Here is a 19,918-nt window from a genome sequence, read left to right on the forward strand (position 1 = left end):
TAAAAAACTTTTTGAGTAAAACAGGAAAACAGGGGAGGATGGGACCATGAATATCCATGAGTACCAAGGTAAAGCAGTCCTTAGAAGCTATGGGGTTAGCGTTCCGAACGGGAAGGTTGCATTTACAGTAGAAGAAGCTGTAGAAGCAGCGAAAGAATTAGGAACAGATGTATGTGTAGTGAAAGCACAAATTCACGCTGGTGGACGCGGCAAAGCTGGCGGAGTAAAAGTTGCGAAAAATTTAGATGAAGTTCGTACATATGCGGAAAGTATTTTAGGTACTACGCTTGTTACGCATCAAACAGGTCCTGAAGGTAAGGAAGTAAAACGCTTACTTATCGAAGAAGGTTGCGATATTAAAAAAGAATATTATGTTGGTTTAGTTTTAGACCGTGCGACTTCTCAAGTTGTTTTAATGGCGTCTGAAGAAGGCGGAACAGAAATTGAAGAAGTAGCAGAAAAAACACCAGAAAAAATCTTTAAAGAATATATTGATCCAGCAGTAGGTCTGCAAGGTTTCCAAGCACGCCGCATTGCATTTAACATCAATATTCCAAAAGAGCTTGTAGGACAAGCTGTGAAGTTTATGATGGGCTTATATCGTGCTTATATCGAAAAAGATTGCTCTATTGCAGAAATCAACCCACTTGTTACAACAGGTGATGGAAAAGTTATGGCATTAGATGCAAAATTAAACTTTGATTCTAATGCATTATATCGTCATAAAGACATTCTAGAACTTCGTGATCTTGAAGAAGAAGATCCGAAAGAAATTGAAGCTTCTAAATACGACTTAAACTATATTCCTTTAGATGGAAATATTGGTTGTATGGTAAATGGTGCAGGATTAGCAATGGCAACAATGGATATCATTAAACATTACCATGGCGATCCAGCTAACTTTTTAGATGTTGGTGGCGGTGCTACAGCTGAAAAAGTTACAGAAGCTTTCAAAATTATTCTTTCTGACAAAAATGTAAAAGGTATTTTCGTTAACATTTTTGGTGGCATTATGAAATGTGATGTTATTGCAGAAGGTGTTATTGAAGCGACAAAACAAGTAGGCCTTGAATTACCACTTGTTGTTCGTCTTGAAGGTACAAATGTTGAGCTAGGTAAGAAAATTTTAAATGAATCTGGTTTAAATATTGTTGCAGCAGAATCTATGGCAGACGGTGCACAAAAAATTGTTTCACTAGTGGGCTAATAGAAAGCGGGGGAGAAAAATGAGCGTATTAGTTAATAAAGATACAAAAGTTATTGTACAAGGTATTACTGGTTCACAAGGTTTATTCCATACAAAACAAATGATTGAATATGGTACGAAAATTGTCGGTGGTGTAACACCTGGTAAAGGTGGCACTGAAATTGAAGGTGTACCTGTCTTTGATACGGTAGAAGATGCTGTAAAAGCAACGGGCGCAAATGCTTCAGTTGTGTACGTTCCACCCGCTTTTGCGGCTGATGCGATTATGGAAGCGGTTGATGCAGAGATTGACTTAGTAGTATGTATTACAGAAGGAATCCCTGTATTAGATATGGTTAAAGTTAAGAAGTATATGGCAGGTAAACAGACGCGTTTACTTGGACCAAACTGCCCAGGTGTTATTACACCAGATGAATGTAAGATTGGTATTATGCCAGGATATATTCATAAAAAAGGTCATGTAGGTATTGTATCTCGATCTGGTACATTAACATACGAAGCTGTACATCAATTAACACAAGAAGGCATTGGTCAATCTACTGCTGTAGGTATCGGTGGCGACCCTGTCAATGGTACAGACTTTATTGATGCGTTAAAAGCGTTTAATGAGGACGAAGAAACACATGCTGTTATTATGATTGGTGAAATCGGTGGAACAGCAGAAGAAGAAGCTGCTGAGTGGGTAAAAGCAAATATGACAAAACCTGTTGTTGGATTTATCGGTGGTCAAACAGCGCCTGCAGGAAAACGTATGGGCCATGCTGGTGCGATTATTTCTGGCGGTAAAGGTACAGCTGCTGAAAAAATCAAAACAATGGAAGCTTGTGGTATTAAAGTTGCTGAAACACCAGCTGTTATGGGCGAAACTTTAATCGCTGTTTTAAAAGAAAAAGGATTATTTGAAACTTGTAAAAACTATTAATCTTTTTTGAAAGACACCTTCGTGCTAGAGGGTGTCTTTTTACACTTTTTCCTGTTTACATAATAAAAATTATGGGTAAGGAGAATGATCATGAAAAGGGAACGATTGCTCCATCTTCATTATGTGTTAGCGGATCATTGGAAAGCGTTAACTCGCTTATTGCATATAGATCCAGAGATAAAGAAACTGTATAAATTTAGTTCAGTGGAATTTGAAAAGTATGCTGGGCTGACTCCGAAAAAATCTGCTGAATTAGTTAGCTTCTTACAAACATCTACCCCGGCACAATGTATACATCATTTAGAAGAAAAGCATATTTTTTATGTCACAATATGGGATGATGATTATCCAGAATTATTACGTGAAATATCAGATCCGCCTTTCATTTTATATGGAAAGGGAAAGAGAGAATTATTAGGAGAAATAAATAAATTTGCAGTAGTTGGAACAAGAAAACCTTCTTTATACGGGAAGGAAAGCATACAATCTATTTTACAACCGCTAATAGACAAAGAATGGCTAATTGTAAGTGGTTTTGCAAATGGAATTGATACTATTGCTCACCAAATCGCAGTGCAACAACATAGCCCTACTATTGCTGTCTTAGGGCATGGATTACAGTATATGTATCCAAAAGAGAATTGCTACTTTTATAAAATATGGAAGAATACTGTACTGTTATTAACAGAATATCCGCCACATTACGCGCCTAGAAAATGGTATTTCCCAAAGCGAAATCGAATTATCAGTGGTCTTTGTAAAGGGGTTCTAGTAGTGGAAGCGAAATCGAAAAGTGGCTCGCTTATTACTGCAGATCTCGCTTTAGAACAAAATAGGGAGGTGTTTGCTCTTCCAGGTCCTATTTTTACAGAAAGTGCAGCAGGAACAAATCAACTTATAAAGCAAGGGGCGAAACTTGTTCAAAAAGCAGAGGATATTCTCGAGGAATTTTTAAATTAACCGTATATTTTTATGTTTTTATTAAACAATTATTGACAAATGGTAGAGTGGCACTGTATGTTATACTCATTCTTGATTGACAAAAACAAGAGAAATCAATAAGATTAATGAAGACTTGAATCCACCTCTTAAGGAGGCACTAGCATGTCAGATTACCTCGTAATCGTGGAGTCGCCTTCTAAGGCGAAAACCATTGAGAAATATTTAGGGAAAAAATACAAAGTCGTCGCGTCTATGGGACATGTTCGCGATTTGCCTAAAAGTCAAATGGGGATAGAAGTAAAAAATAATTTCACCCCGAAGTATATTACCATCCGTGGTAAAGGTCCTGTTTTAAAAGATTTAAAATCAGCAGCAAAAAAAGCAAAAAAAGTCTATCTCGCGGCCGATCCAGACCGCGAAGGAGAAGCGATCGCTTGGCATTTAGCGAATACGCTAAATGTGGATGTTGAATCAGATTGCCGGGTTGTATTTAATGAAATTACAAAAGATGCGATTAAAGAGTCATTTAAGCATCCTCGTGCAATTAATATGGATTTAGTAGATGCACAGCAAGCAAGACGGATACTTGATCGCCTTGTTGGTTATAATATTAGTCCTTTATTATGGAAGAAAGTCAAAAAGGGATTAAGTGCAGGACGTGTACAATCTGTAGCGGTTCGCTTAATTATTGATCGTGAAAAAGAAATTCAAAGTTTTATTCCGGAAGAGTTCTGGACAATTAAAACAGAATTTGTCAAAGGAAAAGACACATTTGAAGCATCTTTTTATGGTGTGAATGGAGAAAAGGTTCAATTAACAAATGAAGCGCAAGTAAAAGACATAATTGAAACAATGAAAAACAATGCGTTTTCAGTTGAAAATGTAACGAAAAAAGAGCGGAAACGTAATCCTGCATTACCATTTACAACGTCTTCTTTACAACAAGAAGCTGCACGTAAATTAAATATGCGAGCAAAGAAGACAATGATGCTTGCGCAGCAGCTATACGAAGGGATAGATATTGGTAAACAGGGAACCGTAGGTCTTATTACGTATATGAGAACAGACTCAACGCGTATATCGGAAACTGCTCAAGAGGAAGCTCGCTCTTATATTACTGAGGCGTTTGGTTCAGAATACATAGGGACAGAGAAGAAGAAGGAAACGAAAAAAGCGAATGCACAAGATGCGCATGAAGCAATTCGTCCAACTTCGGTAATGAGGAAGCCAGAGGAACTAAAAAGTTTCTTAAGTCGTGATCAACATCGTTTGTACAAATTGATTTGGGAGCGATTTGTTGCAAGTCAAATGGCATCTGCTGTAATGGATACTGTTACAGCTAGACTCATTAATAATAACGTTCAATTCCGTGCAAGTGGCTCAGTAGTGAAATTTTCAGGGTTTATGAAAGTTTACGTAGAATCGAAAGATGATGGTGCGGAAGAAAAAGATAAAATGTTGCCTCCTTTAGAAATAGGAGAAACTGTATTTTCAAAAGATATGGATCCAAAGCAGCACTTTACGCAGCCCCCACCACGTTATACAGAGGCCCGTTTAGTTAGGATGCTTGAAGAGCTTGGAATCGGGAGACCGTCTACTTACGTACCAACACTTGAAACGATTCAGAAGCGAGGATATGTTGCATTAGACAATAAACGCTTTGTTCCGACTGAACTTGGAGAAATTGTAATTGAACTTATTTTAGAGTTTTTCCCAGAAATTATTAACATTGAATTTACGGCCAATATGGAGCAAAACCTTGATGAAGTAGAAGAGGGGAAAGCAAATTGGGTGAAAATTGTTGATGATTTCTACGTAGGCTTTGAACCCCGCTTAGAAAAAGCGGAAAAGGAGATGCGTGAAGTCGAAATTAAAGATGAACCTGCTGGGGAAGATTGTGAATTATGCGGTCACCCAATGGTCTTTAAAATGGGCAAATACGGGAAGTTTATGGCTTGTTCTAATTTCCCTGATTGTCGCAATACAAAACCGATTGTGAAAGAAATCGGTGTAACTTGTCCGAAATGTGATAAAGGACAAATTATTGAACGCCGAAGTAATAAAAAGAAACGTCTTTTCTATGGATGTGGCACATATCCAGAATGTGACTTTGTATCTTGGGATAAACCGATTGGCCGGAAATGCCCGAAATGTGAAGGTATGCTCGTAGAGAAGAAGCTGAAAAAAGGCGTTCAAGTACAATGTATTTCTTGTGATTATGAAGAAGAACAACAAATGTGAGCGTAACTGCTCACATTTTTTTCGGGATAGAAAAGGAAAGGTGATAAATACATGACAACACAAGTAGTAAACGTCATTGGCGCAGGTCTTGCAGGAAGTGAAGCAGCTTATCAAATTGCAAAACGTGGTGTTCAAGTAAAATTATATGAAATGAGACCAGTAAGACAAACGCCGGCTCATCACACAGATAAATTTGCTGAGTTAGTATGCAGTAACTCACTTCGTGCAAATACATTAACAAATGCTGTTGGGGTCATTAAAGAAGAAATGCGCAAAATGGACTCTGTTATTATCCGTGCGGCAGATGAGTGTTCTGTGCCAGCAGGAGGAGCATTAGCGGTTGATCGGCATGAATTTGCAGCAAAAGTAACGGAGTATGTGAAAAATCATCCAAACGTAACTGTGGTGAACGAAGAAATGACAGAAATTCCAGAAGGACCAACTGTTATTGCGACAGGTCCACTCACATCTCCAGAACTTTCTGCACAGTTAAAAGAGTTAACGGGTGAAGATTATTTTTATTTCTATGATGCAGCTGCACCAATCGTGGAAAAAGAAAGCATTGATATGAACAAAGTATATTTAAAATCTCGTTACGATAAGGGAGAAGCGGCTTATTTAAACTGCCCAATGACAGAAGAAGAGTTCGATCGTTTTTATGATGCTTTAATTGCTGCAGAGACAGTGCCATTAAAAGAATTTGAGAAAGAAGTATTCTTTGAAGGTTGTATGCCTGTAGAAGTAATGGCAAGCCGTGGTAGACAGACATTGTTATTTGGACCGATGAAACCAGTGGGGCTGGAAGATCCGAAAACAGGTAAAACGCCATATGCTGTTGTTCAATTACGTCAAGATGATGCAGCAGGAACGTTATACAATATTGTTGGGTTCCAAACACATTTAAAGTGGGGACCTCAAAAAGAAGTATTACAATTGATTCCTGGACTTGAAAATGCAGAAATTGTACGCTATGGTGTAATGCATCGTAATACGTTTATTAATTCACCAAGATTACTTCGTCCAACATACCAATATAAACATCGTGATGATTTATTCTTTGCTGGACAAATGACAGGTGTAGAAGGATATGTAGAATCGGCTGCTTCAGGGCTGTTAGCAGGTATTAATGCAGCTCGTCTTGTAAAGGGAGAAGAGCCTGTTGTATTACCTCCTGTAACAGCAATGGGCAGTATGGCGAATTATATTACTGCAACTAATGCGAAAAACTTCCAACCGATGAACGCAAACTTTGGTTTATTTGCGCCATTAGAAAAGAAAATTAAAAAGAAACAAGAGCGAAATGAAGCATACGCAACACGCGCTTTAGAGACGATTCAAAATTTTGTAAATATTTAGTTAAATTTCTTGCAAAGGCTACTGAGTTGTGATACGATTTAGTAGCCTTTATTGAGGTGAGTTATGTGAATGTGAAGAAATTGTTACAATTATTCGTTGGATATTTACAAATTGAAAGAAATTATTCAAAATATACAATTGCAAGTTATCAAAATGATTTAGAACATTTTGTGCAATTTATGGAGCGAGAAGGCATATCCTCTTTTTTAGACGTTACATACGTAGATGTTCGTTTGTACTTAACGACATTACACGATGAAAAGCTAGCCCGTAAATCTGTCGCAAGAAAAGTATCGAGCTTACGAAGTTTATATCGTTTTCTGATGCGTGAAGGATATCGAGAAGATAATCCGTTTGCACTTGCGTCACTCCCCAAAAAAGAACTGTCAATCCCCAAGTTTTTGTATGTTGAAGAATTGGAGAAATTGTTTGAAGTTTCTGATGTAAAAACACCACTTGGTCAAAGGGATCAAGCTTTATTAGAGCTTATGTATGCAACGGGAATCCGTGTGAGTGAATGTGTAAGTTTACAACTTACTGATATTGATTTCTCGGTAGGGACAATTCTAGTGACGGGAAAAGGCAAAAAACAAAGGTACGTTCCGTTTGGAAGTTATGCCCAAGATGCTTTAATTACTTATATAGAAAACGGTAGAAAACAGTTAGCTAAAAAAACAGAGGAACATTCTCAAATGGTGTTTTTAAATGCAAAGGGTAAGCCGTTAACGGATCGCGGTGTTCGTTATATTTTAAATGAGCTCATTAAGAAAGCTTCTCTTACAATGCGAATAAGTCCGCATATGTTAAGGCATACATTTGCTACACATATGTTAGATGAAGGTGCAGATTTACGAACTGTGCAGGAGTTATTGGGTCATGAAAATCTATCAACGACACAAATTTATACGCATGTTTCAAAAGAAAGATTGCGTTCTGTTTACATGAAGCATCACCCGCGGGCATAAATTGCTTTTAAAGCTATAAAAACATATAAAGGAGTTTTTTCTATGGGAAATTTCCACGCTACAACGATATTTGCCATTCACCATAATGGAGAGTGTGCTATGGCCGGCGACGGACAAGTGACATTTGGCAATGCTGTTGTGATGAAGCACACAGCACGAAAAGTTCGAAAGCTATTTCAAGGGAAGGTGTTAGCTGGATTTGCAGGTTCCGTTGCGGATGCGTTTACTCTTTTTGAAATGTTTGAGGGGAAATTAGAAGAGTATAATGGAAATTTACAACGTGCTGCAGTTGAAATGGCGAAACAATGGCGTGGTGATAAAATGCTGCGTCAATTGGAAGCGATGTTAATCGTTATGGATCAAACAACGTTACTTCTTGTTTCAGGAACAGGAGAAGTAATTGAACCGGATGATGGCATTTTAGCAATCGGTTCAGGTGGACATTATGCGCTTGCAGCTGGTCGCGCTTTAAAGCAACATGCGAGTGAACATTTAACAGCAAAAGCAATTGCGAAAGCAAGTTTAGAAATTGCTGGTGACATTTGTGTGTATACAAATCACAACATTATTGTGGAAGAATTGTAGAATCGTAAGGGAGGCATTTTATATGCATTTACATTTTACTCCGCGTCAAATTGTAGAAAAATTGGATCAATATATTATTGGTCAAAAAGATGCGAAAAAAGCGGTTGCAGTAGCGCTTAGAAATCGATATCGTCGTAGTAAATTAGCGGAAGATTTACGCGATGAAATTGCTCCGAAGAACATTTTAATGATTGGACCGACAGGGGTCGGAAAGACAGAGGTAGCACGACGAATGGCGAAGCTCGTTGGAGCACCTTTTATTAAGGTTGAAGCGACGAAATTCACAGAAGTTGGATATGTCGGTCGAGATGTAGAATCTATGGTGCGTGACCTTGTAGAAACTTCAGTTCGCATCGTAAAAGAAGAAATGGTCGTCAAGGTTAAAGATAAGGCTGAGGAGCAAGCAAATCAACGGCTTGTTGAAATTTTGGTGCCAAGTCCGCAAAAACAATCCGGATTCAAAAATCCGTTAGAGATGTTATTTGGTGGAAATCAAAATGCGAATCAGACATCTGAAACACAAGATGACACAGAAATTGAAAAGAAGCGCAGAGAAGTTGAAAAGAAACTTGCCGCAGGTTTACTTGAAGATGAAATTGTATCGATTGAAGTGACGGAACAACAGTCTTCTATGTTTGATATGTTGCAAGGTACTGGTATGGAGCAAATGGGGATGAATTTCCAAGATGCATTAGGAAGTTTTATGCCGAAAAAAACGAAAAAACGTAAACTTTCTGTAAAAGAAGCAAGAAAAGTCTTGACAAATGAGGAAGCACAGCGCTTAATTGATATGGATGAAGTTACACAAGAGGCTGTTTATCGTGCTGAACAGCTCGGGATTATTTTTATTGATGAAATTGACAAAATTGCTGGTAAGCAGTCGAATAGCGTGGATGTATCGCGTGAAGGTGTACAGCGTGACATTTTGCCAATTGTAGAAGGATCGAACGTTGCAACGAAATATGGATCGGTGAAAACAGATTATATTTTATTTATTGCGGCTGGTGCCTTCCATATGTCCAAACCGTCTGATTTAATTCCAGAACTGCAAGGAAGATTCCCGATTCGAGTGGAATTAACAAAATTATCGGTAGATGATTTTGTTAAAATTCTTGTAGAACCTGATAATGCTTTAGTGAAGCAATATATAGCATTATTAGCAACTGAGGGTATAGAAATTGAATTTTCTGACGAAGCTATTCGTAAGATTGCTGAGATTGCTTATCAAGTTAATCAAGATACGGATAATATTGGAGCGAGAAGACTTCATACCATTATGGAGAAACTTCTTGAAGATTTATCGTTTGAAGCATCTGAGATTACGTTAGAGAAAATAACGATAACACCTCAATATGTAGAGGAAAAATTAGCAACGATTGCTAAAAATAAAGATGTGAGCCAGTTTATTTTGTAATAGTGTCATCAGGTGACTCGCCCTAGTTTCCAAGTGATGAAAAAATATGTAAGTAACATGTAGGAGGAACTTTTGAAATGGAATTATTAGCAAAAACGAGAAAATTAAATGCGTTATTACAGAGCGCAGCAGGAAAGCCTGTAAACTTTAGAGAAATGTCAGATACAATGTGTGAAGTAATTGAAGCAAACGTATTCGTTGTAAGTCGTCGCGGTAAATTATTAGGATATGCAATTCACCAACAAATCGAGAATGAGCGCATGAAACAAATGCTTGCAGAGCGTCAATTCCCAGAAGAGTATACACAAAGCCTATTCAACGTTACAGAAACATCTTCAAACTTAGATGTAAACAGTCAATTTACAGCATTCCCTGTAGAAAACAAAGAATTATTCGGTCAAGGTTTAACTACAATTGTACCGATCGTTGGTGGCGGTGAGCGTCTAGGTACACTAGTGTTAGCGCGTCTTGGTCAAGAATTTTTAGATGATGATTTAATTCTTGCTGAATACAGCTCAACTGTAGTAGGTATGGAAATCTTACGCGAAAAAGCGGAAGAAATCGAAGAAGAAGCGCGTAGTAAAGCGGTCGTTCAAATGGCAATTAGCTCGTTATCATACAGTGAGTTAGAAGCAATTGAGCACATCTTCGAAGAATTAAATGGAACAGAAGGTTTACTTGTTGCAAGTAAAATTGCTGATCGTGTAGGAATTACTCGTTCTGTAATCGTAAACGCACTTCGTAAATTAGAAAGTGCAGGCGTTATTGAATCTCGTTCTTTAGGTATGAAAGGAACATACATTAAAGTATTGAACGACAAGTTTTTACATGAACTTGCTAAATTAAAAACAAACTAATTGTTAAGGGAAGCTCTCCTCATGTGAGGAGAGCTTTTTTATTTTCTAAAATATTCATTGCGTTCTGATGGGGAAAAAGCCGTAGTTTTGCTTTATTAGGTACGGCTGCTTAAAGTAAAGGAAGAGTGGTAATACTGAAGTTAGAATTGAGAAATAGATGAGTAAAATCATAATTAAAAAGAAAGTTTTACATTGTTCGCATTTTCGACTTGATTGTAATATTTCATTATGATATAGTAAGCAGTGGTGTCAGTACAAAGTACACACGTTTACCGATTTAAGTGTTGGTGCTACGCTTGTAGTTTCGCTTAAAGATGAAGTAAACGGAGGATATCAAAAACCATTTAGGAGGAACTAAATTATGTCAGTAATTTCTATGAAGCAATTGCTTGAAGCTGGTGTTCATTTCGGACATCAAACTCGTCGTTGGAACCCAAAAATGAAACGTTACATTTTCACAGAGCGTAACGGTATCTACATCATCGACTTACAAAAAACTGTGAAAAAAGTTGAAGAAGCTTTCAACGTAATGCGTAACATCGCTGCTGAAGGTGGCGACATTTTATTCGTAGGTACAAAAAAACAAGCACAAGAAGCTATTAAAGAAGAAGCAACTCGTGCAGGTATGTACTTCGTTAACCAACGTTGGTTAGGTGGAACGTTAACAAACTTCCAAACAATCCAAAAGCGTATCAAGCGTCTTAAAGACATCGAAAGAATGCAAGAAGATGGTACATTCGATGTACTTCCTAAGAAAGAAGTTGTTCAACTTAAAAAAGAGTTAGAGCGTCTTGAAAAATTCTTAGGCGGTATTAAAGATATGAAAGGTCTTCCAAGTGCATTATTCGTAGTAGACCCTCGTAAAGAGCGTATCGCAGTTGCTGAAGCACGCAAATTACACATTCCAATCATCGGTATCGTTGATACAAACTGTGATCCAGACGAAATCGATCACGTAATTCCAGCAAACGATGATGCAATTCGTGCTGTAAAACTTCTTACATCTAAAATGGCAGACGCGATCCTTGAAGCAAAACAAGGTGAAGAAACTGTTACTGCGTAACAAATTTGAAAGGTGATAAGGGGTTCGGCCTTTTATCACCTTTTTTAAGGTATAAACACCTTTTCAAAAGGTATAAATACATATTTTAGGAGGATGAAAAATATGGCAATCACTGCACAAATGGTAAAAGAACTTCGTGAAAAAACTGGCGCGGGTATGATGGACTGCAAAAAAGCTTTAACAGAAACTAACGGCGACATGGAGAAAGCAATTGACTTCTTACGTGAAAAAGGTATTGCGAAAGCTGCTAAAAAAGCAGACCGCATCGCTGCTGAAGGTTTAACTTTCATCGAAACAAACGGTAACGAAGGTTTAATCTTAGAATTAAACTCTGAAACTGATTTCGTTGCGAAAAACGAAGGTTTCCAAACATTAATTAAAGAATTAGCTGCTCATTTATTAGCTAACAAACCTGCTAACATTGAAGAAGCTATGGCTCAAACAATTGCAAACGGCAAAACAGTAGAAGAGTACATCAACGAAGCAATCGCTAAAATTGGTGAAAAACTTACACTTCGTCGTTTCGAAATCGTATCAAAAACTGATGCAGATGCATTCGGTGCTTACCTACACATGGGTGGACGCATTGGTGTATTAACAGTTCTTGAAGGTTCTACAGATGAAGCGGCTGCTAAAGATGTAGCAATGCACATTGCAGCAGTTAACCCTAAATACATCGACCGCGATGCTGTAACAGCTGAAGAAGTTGAGCACGAGCGTCAAGTATTAACACAACAAGCTTTAAACGAAGGCAAGCCTGAAAAAATCGTTGCTAAGATGGTTGAAGGCCGTCTAGGTAAATTCTTTGAAGAGATTTGCTTACTTGACCAAGCATTCGTTAAAAACCCTGATATGAAAGTTCGTCAGTTCGTTGAGTCTAAAGGCGGAACATTAAAAGGATTCGTTCGCTACGCTGTTGGTGAAGGTATCGAAAAACGCGAAGACAACTTTGCTGAAGAAGTAATGAACCAAGTAAAAGGTAACAACTAATACAGATTAGGGAACACATTGTGTTCCCTTTTTTAAAATAAAGATGTAAGCAATTGGAGGTTCATTATGAGTAAACCGAAATATGATCGTGTCGTTTTAAAACTAAGCGGAGAAGCTTTAGCTGGTGAACAAGGATTTGGAATTAACCCAGCTGTTATTAAGTCAGTTGCAGAACAAGTGAAAGAAATTGCAGAACTTGATGTAGAGGTTGCTGTTGTTGTTGGCGGCGGTAACATTTGGCGTGGGAAAATTGGAAGTGAAATGGGCATGGACCGTGCAGGAGCGGACTACATGGGCATGTTAGCGACAGTTATGAACTCATTAGCTCTTCAAGATAGCTTGGAGAACATTGGAATTCAAACACGCGTTCAAACTTCTATTGAAATGCGTCAAGTGGCAGAACCTTACATTCGCCGCAAAGCAGTTCGTCACTTAGAGAAGAAGCGTGTTGTTATCTTTGCAGCGGGTACAGGTAACCCGTACTTCTCTACAGATACAACTGCAGCATTACGTGCAGCAGAAATCGAAGCTGATGTTATTTTAATGGCGAAAAACAATGTAGATGGCGTATATAATGCAGATCCATCTATTGACCCAACAGCTACGAAATATGAAACACTTACCTACTTAGATGTATTAAAAGAAGGTTTAGGTGTAATGGATTCTACTGCTTCTTCTTTATGTATGGATAATGATATTCCATTAATTGTATTCTCGGTTATGGAAAAAGGTAATATTAAGCGTGCCGTTTTAGGCGAAAATATTGGAACAATTGTAAGGGGGAAATAAAAATGGGACAACAAGTATTAAAAGCTACAAATGAAAAAATGGAAAAAGCAGTTGCTGCTTATTCTCGCGAATTAGCTTCAGTTCGTGCTGGTCGTGCAAGCGCGTCTGCATTAGATAAAGTACAAGTTGATTATTATGGTGCACCAACACCTGTTGTGCAATTAGCGAACATTACAGTTCCTGAAGCACGTTTGCTTGTTATTCAGCCGTATGATAAAACTTCTATCGGTGATATTGAAAAAGCAATTTTAAAAGCTGATTTAGGTCTAAATCCTTCTAACGACGGATCAGTAATTCGTATTGCATTCCCTGCATTAACAGAAGAACGTCGTAGAGACCTAGTAAAAACTGTTAAGAAATATGCTGAAGAAGCAAAAGTAGCAGTTCGTAACGTACGTCGTGATGCTAATGATGATCTTAAAAAGCTTGAAAAAGCTGGAGATATTACAGAAGACGACTTAAGAGGATATACAGAAGATATCCAAAAAGAAACAGATAAATATATTGCAAAAGTTGACGAAATCACAAAAAACAAAGAAAAAGAAATCATGGAAGTGTAATAGCGATACCTTCGCAAATATGACCCTCTTCTTAAGGGGGTCTTTTTACACTTTTAGGCATACGTCTGCTTGTTGGAGGGTATGAATGATGTTTAAAAAGTTTCCTTTTTTTAAAGGTAAAAAGGTCACATCGTTTGATCATCTCATTGAAAAAGTGAAAAAGGGACATATCCCAGAGCACATTGCGATCATTATGGATGGTAATGGAAGATGGGCAAAGAGAAGAGCAATGCCCCGCATTGCCGGACATCATGAAGGAATGCAAGTAGTAAAAAAAATTACGAAATTTGCTAGTAAACTTGATGTGAAAGTGCTGACTCTTTATGCTTTTTCTACTGAGAATTGGAAAAGACCGAAAAAGGAAGTCGATTATTTAATGAAGCTTCCAGAAGAATTTTTAGGTGCATTTTTACCAGAATTAATTGAAGAAAATGTACAAGTTCGAGTAATTGGACAAAAAGATCGTCTTCCTACGCATACGCGCAGAGCGATGGAAAAAGCCATGGAAGATACAAAAGAGAACACGGGATTAATTCTCAATTTTGCGTTAAACTATGGAAGTCGCGATGAAATCGTTTCTGCTGTGCAACATATGATGAAAGATAGCGAAGAAGGGAAAGTTCGTTCAGAAGATGTAAATGAAGAAATGCTTTCTTCATACTTAATGACAAGCTCTTTACCTGACCCAGACTTGCTTATTCGTACAAGTGGGGAGCTACGTATTAGTAATTTCATGCTATGGCAAATTGCGTATTCGGAGCTTTGGTTTACAGATGTGTATTGGCCAGATTTTACCGAGGAACATTTGCTAAATGCGATTACAGACTTTCAACATAGAGGGCGCAGATTCGGAGGCGTGTAGAAAGAGAGGGTTTGGTAGTGAAACAGAGAATTATTACTGGAGTGATTGCTGCCGCGCTGTTCATTCCCATCGTAATTTACGGTGGCGTGCCTTTTACAGTTTTAGTGTATGCACTTGCTTCTATAGGATTATATGAATTAATTCGTATGAACAAGCTTACACTTATTTCGGTGCCAACAGTTTTAGCCGCATTATTATTGTGGAGTATTTTAGTTCCAAGTAATGCATCAGGAGTGTTCAATTGGATTGGATTAAATAAACTAGAAATCACATTTGTGATTGTTTTATTACTTTTATCATATACAGTCCTTTCAAAGAATACATTTACTTTTGACAATGCTTCTTTTTTACTTATGGCAACAACGTATGTTGCAATGGGATTCTTATATTTAAATGAAACGAGAATAGCGGGAATCCATTTTGTATTTTATGCGTTATTTGTCATTTGGGCAACTGATTCAGGTGCATATTTCATAGGGAAAGCAATCGGAAAAAGAAAATTGTGGCCAGAAATTAGTCCGAATAAAACGATAGAAGGTTCACTAGGTGGTATTGTTTGTGGGATTGTCGTTGCTTTTGTATACAATATGTTTTTCCAAGTTCAAGGGAACGTTGGGATGTTAATAATTGTTACAATTGCAATCTCCATTTTTGGACAACTTGGTGATTTAGTACAATCTGCTTTTAAACGCCATTATGGTGTGAAAGATTCAGGTACAATTTTACCTGGACATGGTGGAATCTTAGATCGAACAGATAGTTGGTTGTTCGTATTACCGATTTTACACTTCTTACATTTCATTTCATAATAAAACGAGGGGTTGGAGTCATGAAAAACATTAGTTTATTAGGGGCAAGCGGATCAATAGGGACGCAAACTTTAGATGTAGTACGCTCGCACCCAGACCAATTCCGTCTCGTTGCTTTTTCTGTAGGGAAAAATATTGACTACGCAGTAAAAGTTATTCAAGAATTTTCTCCTCAGCTTGTTTCTGTACAAAGAGAGGAAGATGTTGTAAGGTTACAATCAGTTTCTGGAAATACAAAAGTAGTATATGGTGACGAAGGACTATTAGAGGTAGCTCTTCACCCAAGTGCAGAAGTTGTAATAAATGCTGTTGTAGGTAGTGTAGGGTTGTTACCAACACTCCGTGCAATTGAGGCGAAAAAAACAATTGGAATTGCAAACAAAGAAACATTAGTAACTGCGGGACATATTGTAATGGAAGCTGCACGCAAACATAATGTGCCGTTACTTCCAGTAGATAGTGAGCATTCGGCTATTTTTCAATGTTTGAATGGAGAAAATGAAAAGCGAATTTCTCGCTTAATTATCACTGCTTCAGGTGGGAGTTTCCGCGATAAAACGAGAGATGAATTACATCATGTGACTGTGGAAGATGCGCTTCGTCATCCAAACTGGTCAATGGGTTCGAAAATTACAATTGATTCTGCTACAATGATGAATAAGGGGCTGGAAGTAATTGAAGCGCATTGGCTTTTCGGCATACCTTATGAGCAAATTGATGTTGTTTTACATAAAGAAAGCATTATTCATTCTATGGTTGAATTTGAAGATCGTAGTGTAATGGCACAGCTCGGCTCACCAGATATGCGTGTACCAATTCAATATGCACTTACATATCCAGATCGATTACCTCTCTCAGATACAAAACAGTTAAATTTATGGGAAATTGGAACACTGCATTTTGAACAAATGAATCCAGATCGTTTCCGTTGCCTACGTTTTGCATATGAAGCTGGAAAGATGGGTGGGAGCATGCCAGCTGTTATGAATGCAGCAAATGAAGTAGCTGTAGCAGCCTTTCTACAAAAGAAAATTAGTTTCTTAACAGTAGAAGACCTCATTGAAAAAGCAATGCACCATCACAATGTCATTGCACGTCCGAGCTTAGAAGAAATTCAGGAAATTGATGCGGCCACAAGACGGTTTGTGATGGAACAAATTTAGCAAAGGTGGTTATGGAATTGAATACAGCGATTGCCTTTATATTAATTTTCGGTGCACTCGTATTTTTCCATGAGCTAGGGCATCTATATTTCGCAAAAAGAGCGGGTATTTTATGTCGCGAGTTTGCAATTGGTTTTGGTCCAAAAATATTTTCATTTGAAAAGAATGAAACAGTTTATACAGTTCGGCTGCTACCTCTTGGAGGCTATGTTAGAATGGCTGGTGAGGATGCAGAAACGGTTGAATTAAAACCAGGAAAAAAAGTTGGACTCGTGTTAAATGAAAACGAAGAAGTTATGAAATTAGTTTTAGACGGGCGCGAAAAGTATCCGAATGTTCGCGTGATTGAAGTAGAGCAAGCTGATTTGGAACACAATCTCACAATTGCTGGTTACGAAGAATACGAGGAGGAATTGCAAACATTCCGTGTGAGTGAAAAAGCTCGTATTGTTTCAGCAGGAGAAGAAATACAAATCGCCCCGTTTAACAGACAATTTGGTTCTAAAACGCTAGGACAGCGAGCATTAACAATCTTTGCAGGTCCTGCTATGAACTTCATTCTTGCATTTGTTATTTTTGTTATCATTGGATTGGTACAAGGTATTCCTGTTGATAAGCCAATGGTTGGGAAAGTAATGAAGGATAGTGTTGCAGAACAAGCAGGATTGAAACAAGATGATACGATTCAAGCAATCGATGGGAAAGACACGAATACATGGAAAGATGTTGTCACGATTGTACGTGAACACCCAAATAAAGAAATTACGCTTCATGTAAAACGTGACAGCGAACAATTGAATGTAAAAGTAACGCCATCAGCTGATAAAGAGGGGAAAGAAGAGGTTGGTAGAATTGGTGTATACTCTCCTGTAGAGAAATCTATTTTTGGTTCTATTAAATCAGGTTTTGAGCAGACGTATACATGGACAAAATTAATTTTTGATTCCCTTGTAAAACTAGTGACGGGTCAGTTTTCTATTAATGATTTATCAGGTCCCGTAGGAATTTATAATTTAACAGACCAAGTAGTAGATTATGGCTTTATTCGTGTTCTTAGTTTGGCGGCTGTTTTAAGCATAAACCTTGGTCTATTCAACCTATTACCGGTTCCTGCTCTTGATGGAGGACGCTTGTTCTTCTTCTTAATTGAAGCTTTGCGTGGGAAACCAATTGATCGCCAAAAAGAAGGAATGGTTCATTTTATTGGCTTTGCGTTATTGATGTTACTTATGTTAGTTGTAACGTGGAATGACATTCGGAGATTTTTCTTGTAAAATAAAGTGAAACTTGTAGTAAGTATAAAATTCACGATGTTTTTTGTGAATAGTGAATGAAATGAATAAAACTCTTAGAGTCGTAATCCCTCACCTAATTTGAGGTGGGGGGTTTTACTGCGTATTAGAGTAAATTAAAGAGGTGCGAATAGATGAAACAAAGTATGGTATTTAGTCCTACATTACGTGAAGTACCAGCCGATGCTGAGATTAAAAGTCATCAATTGCTACTTCGTGCAGGATTCATGCGTCAAAATGCTTCTGGTATTTACAGCTTTTTACCACTGGGGCTAAAAGTATTGCATAAAGTGGAACGTATTGTTCGAGAAGAGATGGAACGAGCAGGAGCTGTAGAATTATTAATGCCAGCATTACAAGCAGCTGAATTGTGGCAAGAATCAGGTCGTTGGTATTCTTACGGTTCTGAGTTAATGCGTATGAAAGATCGTAATGATCGTGAGTTTGCACTAGGAGCAACGCATGAAGAAGTTATTACAGACCTTGTACGTGATGAAATTAAATCTTATAAAAAGCTACCGTTAACATTATATCAAATCCAAACAAAATTCCGTGACGAGCAAAGACCCCGTTTTGGTTTATTACGCGGAAGAGAATTTTTAATGAAAGATGCTTATTCTTTCCATGCGACACAAGAAAGTTTGGATGAAGTTTATAGTGGCCTATACCAAGCATATTCTAATATCTTCGCTCGCTGTGGATTGAATTTCCGTGCGGTTATTGCTGATTCTGGAGCAATGGGTGGTAAAGATACACATGAATTTATGGCATTATCTGATGTAGGAGAAGATACAATTGCGTATTCTGATACATCTGATTATGCAGCAAATATTGAAATGGCACCTGTTGTTGCTTCCTATGCAAAAAGCGATGAAGCAGAAAAAGCACTTGAAAAAGTAGCAACGCCAGATCAAAAAGCAATTGAAGAGGTTTCTGCATTCTTAAATATGGAAGCGTCAAATTGCATCAAATCTATGGTCTTTAAAGTCGATGAAAAGTTTGTTGTTGTACTTGTTCGCGGGGATCATGAAGTAAATGATGTAAAAGTGAAGAATGTCTATGGTGCTTCAGTTGTTGAACTTGCTTCACATGAAGAGGTAAGAGAACTGTTAAATTGCGAAGTTGGTTCTTTAGGACCAATTGGTGTAACAGGAGACATTGAAGTCATTGCTGACCATGCTGTAGCAGCAATTGTAAATGGTTGCTGTGGTGCAAACGAAGAAGGATTCCATTATATAAATGTAAATCCAGAGCGTGATTTCAAAGTGAGTCAATATACAGATTTACGTTTCATTCAAGAAGGAGATCAATCTCCAGATGGAAATGGGACAATCCGTTTTGCTCGTGGTATCGAAGTTGGACATGTGTTTAAATTAGGTACACGTTATAGCGAAGCAATGAATGCAACGTTCTTAGATGAGAATGGAAAAACGAAGCCACTTATCATGGGATGCTATGGTATCGGGGTATCTCGCACAGTTGCGGCAGTCGCTGAGCAATTTAACGATGAAAATGGTTTGGTTTGGCCAAAAGCTGTTGCACCATTCCATGTACATGTAATTCCAGTAAACATGAAGTCTGATGCACAGCGTGAAGTAGGTGAAACGATCTACAATTCATTACAAGAACAAGGTTATGAAGTATTGTTAGATGATCGTGCAGAGCGTGCAGGTGTTAAATTTGCTGATGCAGACTTATTTGGTCTTCCAGTTCGAGTAACAGTTGGTAAAAAAGCTGATGAAGGCATTGTTGAAGTAAAAGTGCGTGCTACAAATGAATCTGCAGAAGTAAAGGTAGAAGAACTTCATGCATACATTGCTAATATTTTGAAATAAGAAGAGGTACCTCCAGGTGAGGTACCTTCTATTTCTATGTAAAATGAAAAATAATTAGTTAAAAGG

At 37.8% G+C, this 19,918-nt stretch carries 18 protein-coding genes; all 18 read left to right on the forward strand.

Annotated elements, in window-relative coordinates; translation table 11 throughout:
• Positions 1-46 precede the first annotated feature (46 nt).
• The 18 genes from sucC to MHH71_RS24520 all read left to right on the forward strand — a co-directional run bounded on the left by sucC (position 47) and on the right by MHH71_RS24520 (position 19,852).
• On the forward strand, positions 47-1,207 hold the full coding sequence (gene sucC, locus MHH71_RS24435) for an ADP-forming succinate--CoA ligase subunit beta (protein WP_003199470.1): 1,161 nt from the start codon (positions 47-49) through the stop codon (positions 1,205-1,207).
• 19 nt (positions 1,208-1,226) lie between these two features.
• The gene (sucD, locus tag MHH71_RS24440) at positions 1,227-2,129 is read left to right on the forward strand and encodes a succinate--CoA ligase subunit alpha (protein WP_003199472.1); all 903 of its coding nucleotides are present in this window, start codon (positions 1,227-1,229) and stop codon (positions 2,127-2,129) included.
• A 90-nt stretch (positions 2,130-2,219) separates the two neighbouring features.
• Entirely contained in the window at positions 2,220-3,089 is an 870-nt protein-coding gene (gene dprA, locus MHH71_RS24445; RefSeq protein WP_018780928.1) for a DNA-processing protein DprA, read from the forward strand.
• Between the two features lie 144 nt (positions 3,090-3,233).
• A complete protein-coding gene (gene topA / locus MHH71_RS24450) occupies positions 3,234-5,312 on the forward strand; it encodes a type I DNA topoisomerase (RefSeq protein ID WP_018780929.1) in 2,079 nt (692 codons plus the stop codon).
• A 51-nt stretch (positions 5,313-5,363) separates the two neighbouring features.
• Complete coding sequence (gene trmFO, locus MHH71_RS24455; RefSeq protein WP_006095738.1) at positions 5,364-6,668, forward strand: FADH(2)-oxidizing methylenetetrahydrofolate--tRNA-(uracil(54)-C(5))-methyltransferase TrmFO; 1,305 nt, start codon at positions 5,364-5,366, stop codon at positions 6,666-6,668.
• A 65-nt stretch (positions 6,669-6,733) separates the two neighbouring features.
• The gene (gene xerC / locus MHH71_RS24460; protein ID WP_016133222.1) at positions 6,734-7,633 is read left to right on the forward strand and encodes a tyrosine recombinase XerC; all 900 of its coding nucleotides are present in this window, start codon (positions 6,734-6,736) and stop codon (positions 7,631-7,633) included.
• A 42-nt stretch (positions 7,634-7,675) separates the two neighbouring features.
• Positions 7,676-8,218 carry an ATP-dependent protease proteolytic subunit HslV gene (hslV, locus tag MHH71_RS24465; RefSeq protein ID WP_003199482.1) on the forward strand — a complete coding sequence of 181 codons (543 nt, stop codon included), beginning with the start codon at positions 7,676-7,678 and terminating at the stop codon, positions 8,216-8,218.
• A 22-nt stretch (positions 8,219-8,240) separates the two neighbouring features.
• Positions 8,241-9,632, forward strand: a complete 1,392-nt coding sequence (gene hslU / locus MHH71_RS24470; RefSeq protein WP_003199484.1) for an ATP-dependent protease ATPase subunit HslU — start codon at positions 8,241-8,243, stop codon at positions 9,630-9,632.
• Positions 9,633-9,709: 77 nt separating this feature from the next.
• Positions 9,710-10,489, forward strand: a complete 780-nt coding sequence (gene codY, locus MHH71_RS24475; protein ID WP_000421292.1) for a GTP-sensing pleiotropic transcriptional regulator CodY — start codon at positions 9,710-9,712, stop codon at positions 10,487-10,489.
• A 361-nt stretch (positions 10,490-10,850) separates the two neighbouring features.
• On the forward strand, positions 10,851-11,552 hold the full coding sequence (rpsB, locus tag MHH71_RS24480) for a 30S ribosomal protein S2 (RefSeq protein ID WP_018764712.1): 702 nt from the start codon (positions 10,851-10,853) through the stop codon (positions 11,550-11,552).
• Between the two features lie 102 nt (positions 11,553-11,654).
• A complete protein-coding gene (gene tsf / locus MHH71_RS24485) occupies positions 11,655-12,542 on the forward strand; it encodes a translation elongation factor Ts (protein ID WP_018764711.1) in 888 nt (295 codons plus the stop codon).
• Positions 12,543-12,608: 66 nt separating this feature from the next.
• Positions 12,609-13,331 (forward strand): UMP kinase, encoded by a 723-nt coding sequence (pyrH, locus tag MHH71_RS24490; RefSeq protein WP_003199491.1) that lies wholly within the window; start codon positions 12,609-12,611, stop codon positions 13,329-13,331.
• 2 nt (positions 13,332-13,333) lie between these two features.
• Positions 13,334-13,891, forward strand: coding sequence for a ribosome recycling factor (gene frr / locus MHH71_RS24495; RefSeq protein ID WP_006095736.1), 558 nt, complete (start codon positions 13,334-13,336; stop codon positions 13,889-13,891).
• Between the two features lie 85 nt (positions 13,892-13,976).
• Positions 13,977-14,753 carry an isoprenyl transferase gene (uppS, locus tag MHH71_RS24500; protein ID WP_006095735.1) on the forward strand — a complete coding sequence of 259 codons (777 nt, stop codon included), beginning with the start codon at positions 13,977-13,979 and terminating at the stop codon, positions 14,751-14,753.
• Between the two features lie 17 nt (positions 14,754-14,770).
• Positions 14,771-15,562: a phosphatidate cytidylyltransferase gene (locus MHH71_RS24505; protein WP_006095734.1), complete on the forward strand. Its 792-nt coding sequence runs from the start codon at positions 14,771-14,773 to the stop codon at positions 15,560-15,562.
• A 20-nt stretch (positions 15,563-15,582) separates the two neighbouring features.
• On the forward strand, positions 15,583-16,725 hold the full coding sequence (gene dxr, locus MHH71_RS24510; RefSeq protein WP_006095733.1) for a 1-deoxy-D-xylulose-5-phosphate reductoisomerase: 1,143 nt from the start codon (positions 15,583-15,585) through the stop codon (positions 16,723-16,725).
• A 17-nt stretch (positions 16,726-16,742) separates the two neighbouring features.
• Positions 16,743-17,999 carry an RIP metalloprotease RseP gene (gene rseP, locus MHH71_RS24515; RefSeq protein WP_018764708.1) on the forward strand — a complete coding sequence of 419 codons (1,257 nt, stop codon included), beginning with the start codon at positions 16,743-16,745 and terminating at the stop codon, positions 17,997-17,999.
• Between the two features lie 152 nt (positions 18,000-18,151).
• A complete protein-coding gene (locus MHH71_RS24520) occupies positions 18,152-19,852 on the forward strand; it encodes a proline--tRNA ligase (RefSeq protein ID WP_003208159.1) in 1,701 nt (566 codons plus the stop codon).
• The last annotated feature ends 66 nt before the right edge of the window (positions 19,853-19,918 follow it).

This window comes from Bacillus sp. FSL H8-0534 (genome assembly GCF_038005885.1).
Lineage (GTDB): Bacteria > Bacillota > Bacilli > Bacillales > Bacillaceae_G > Bacillus_A > Bacillus_A pseudomycoides.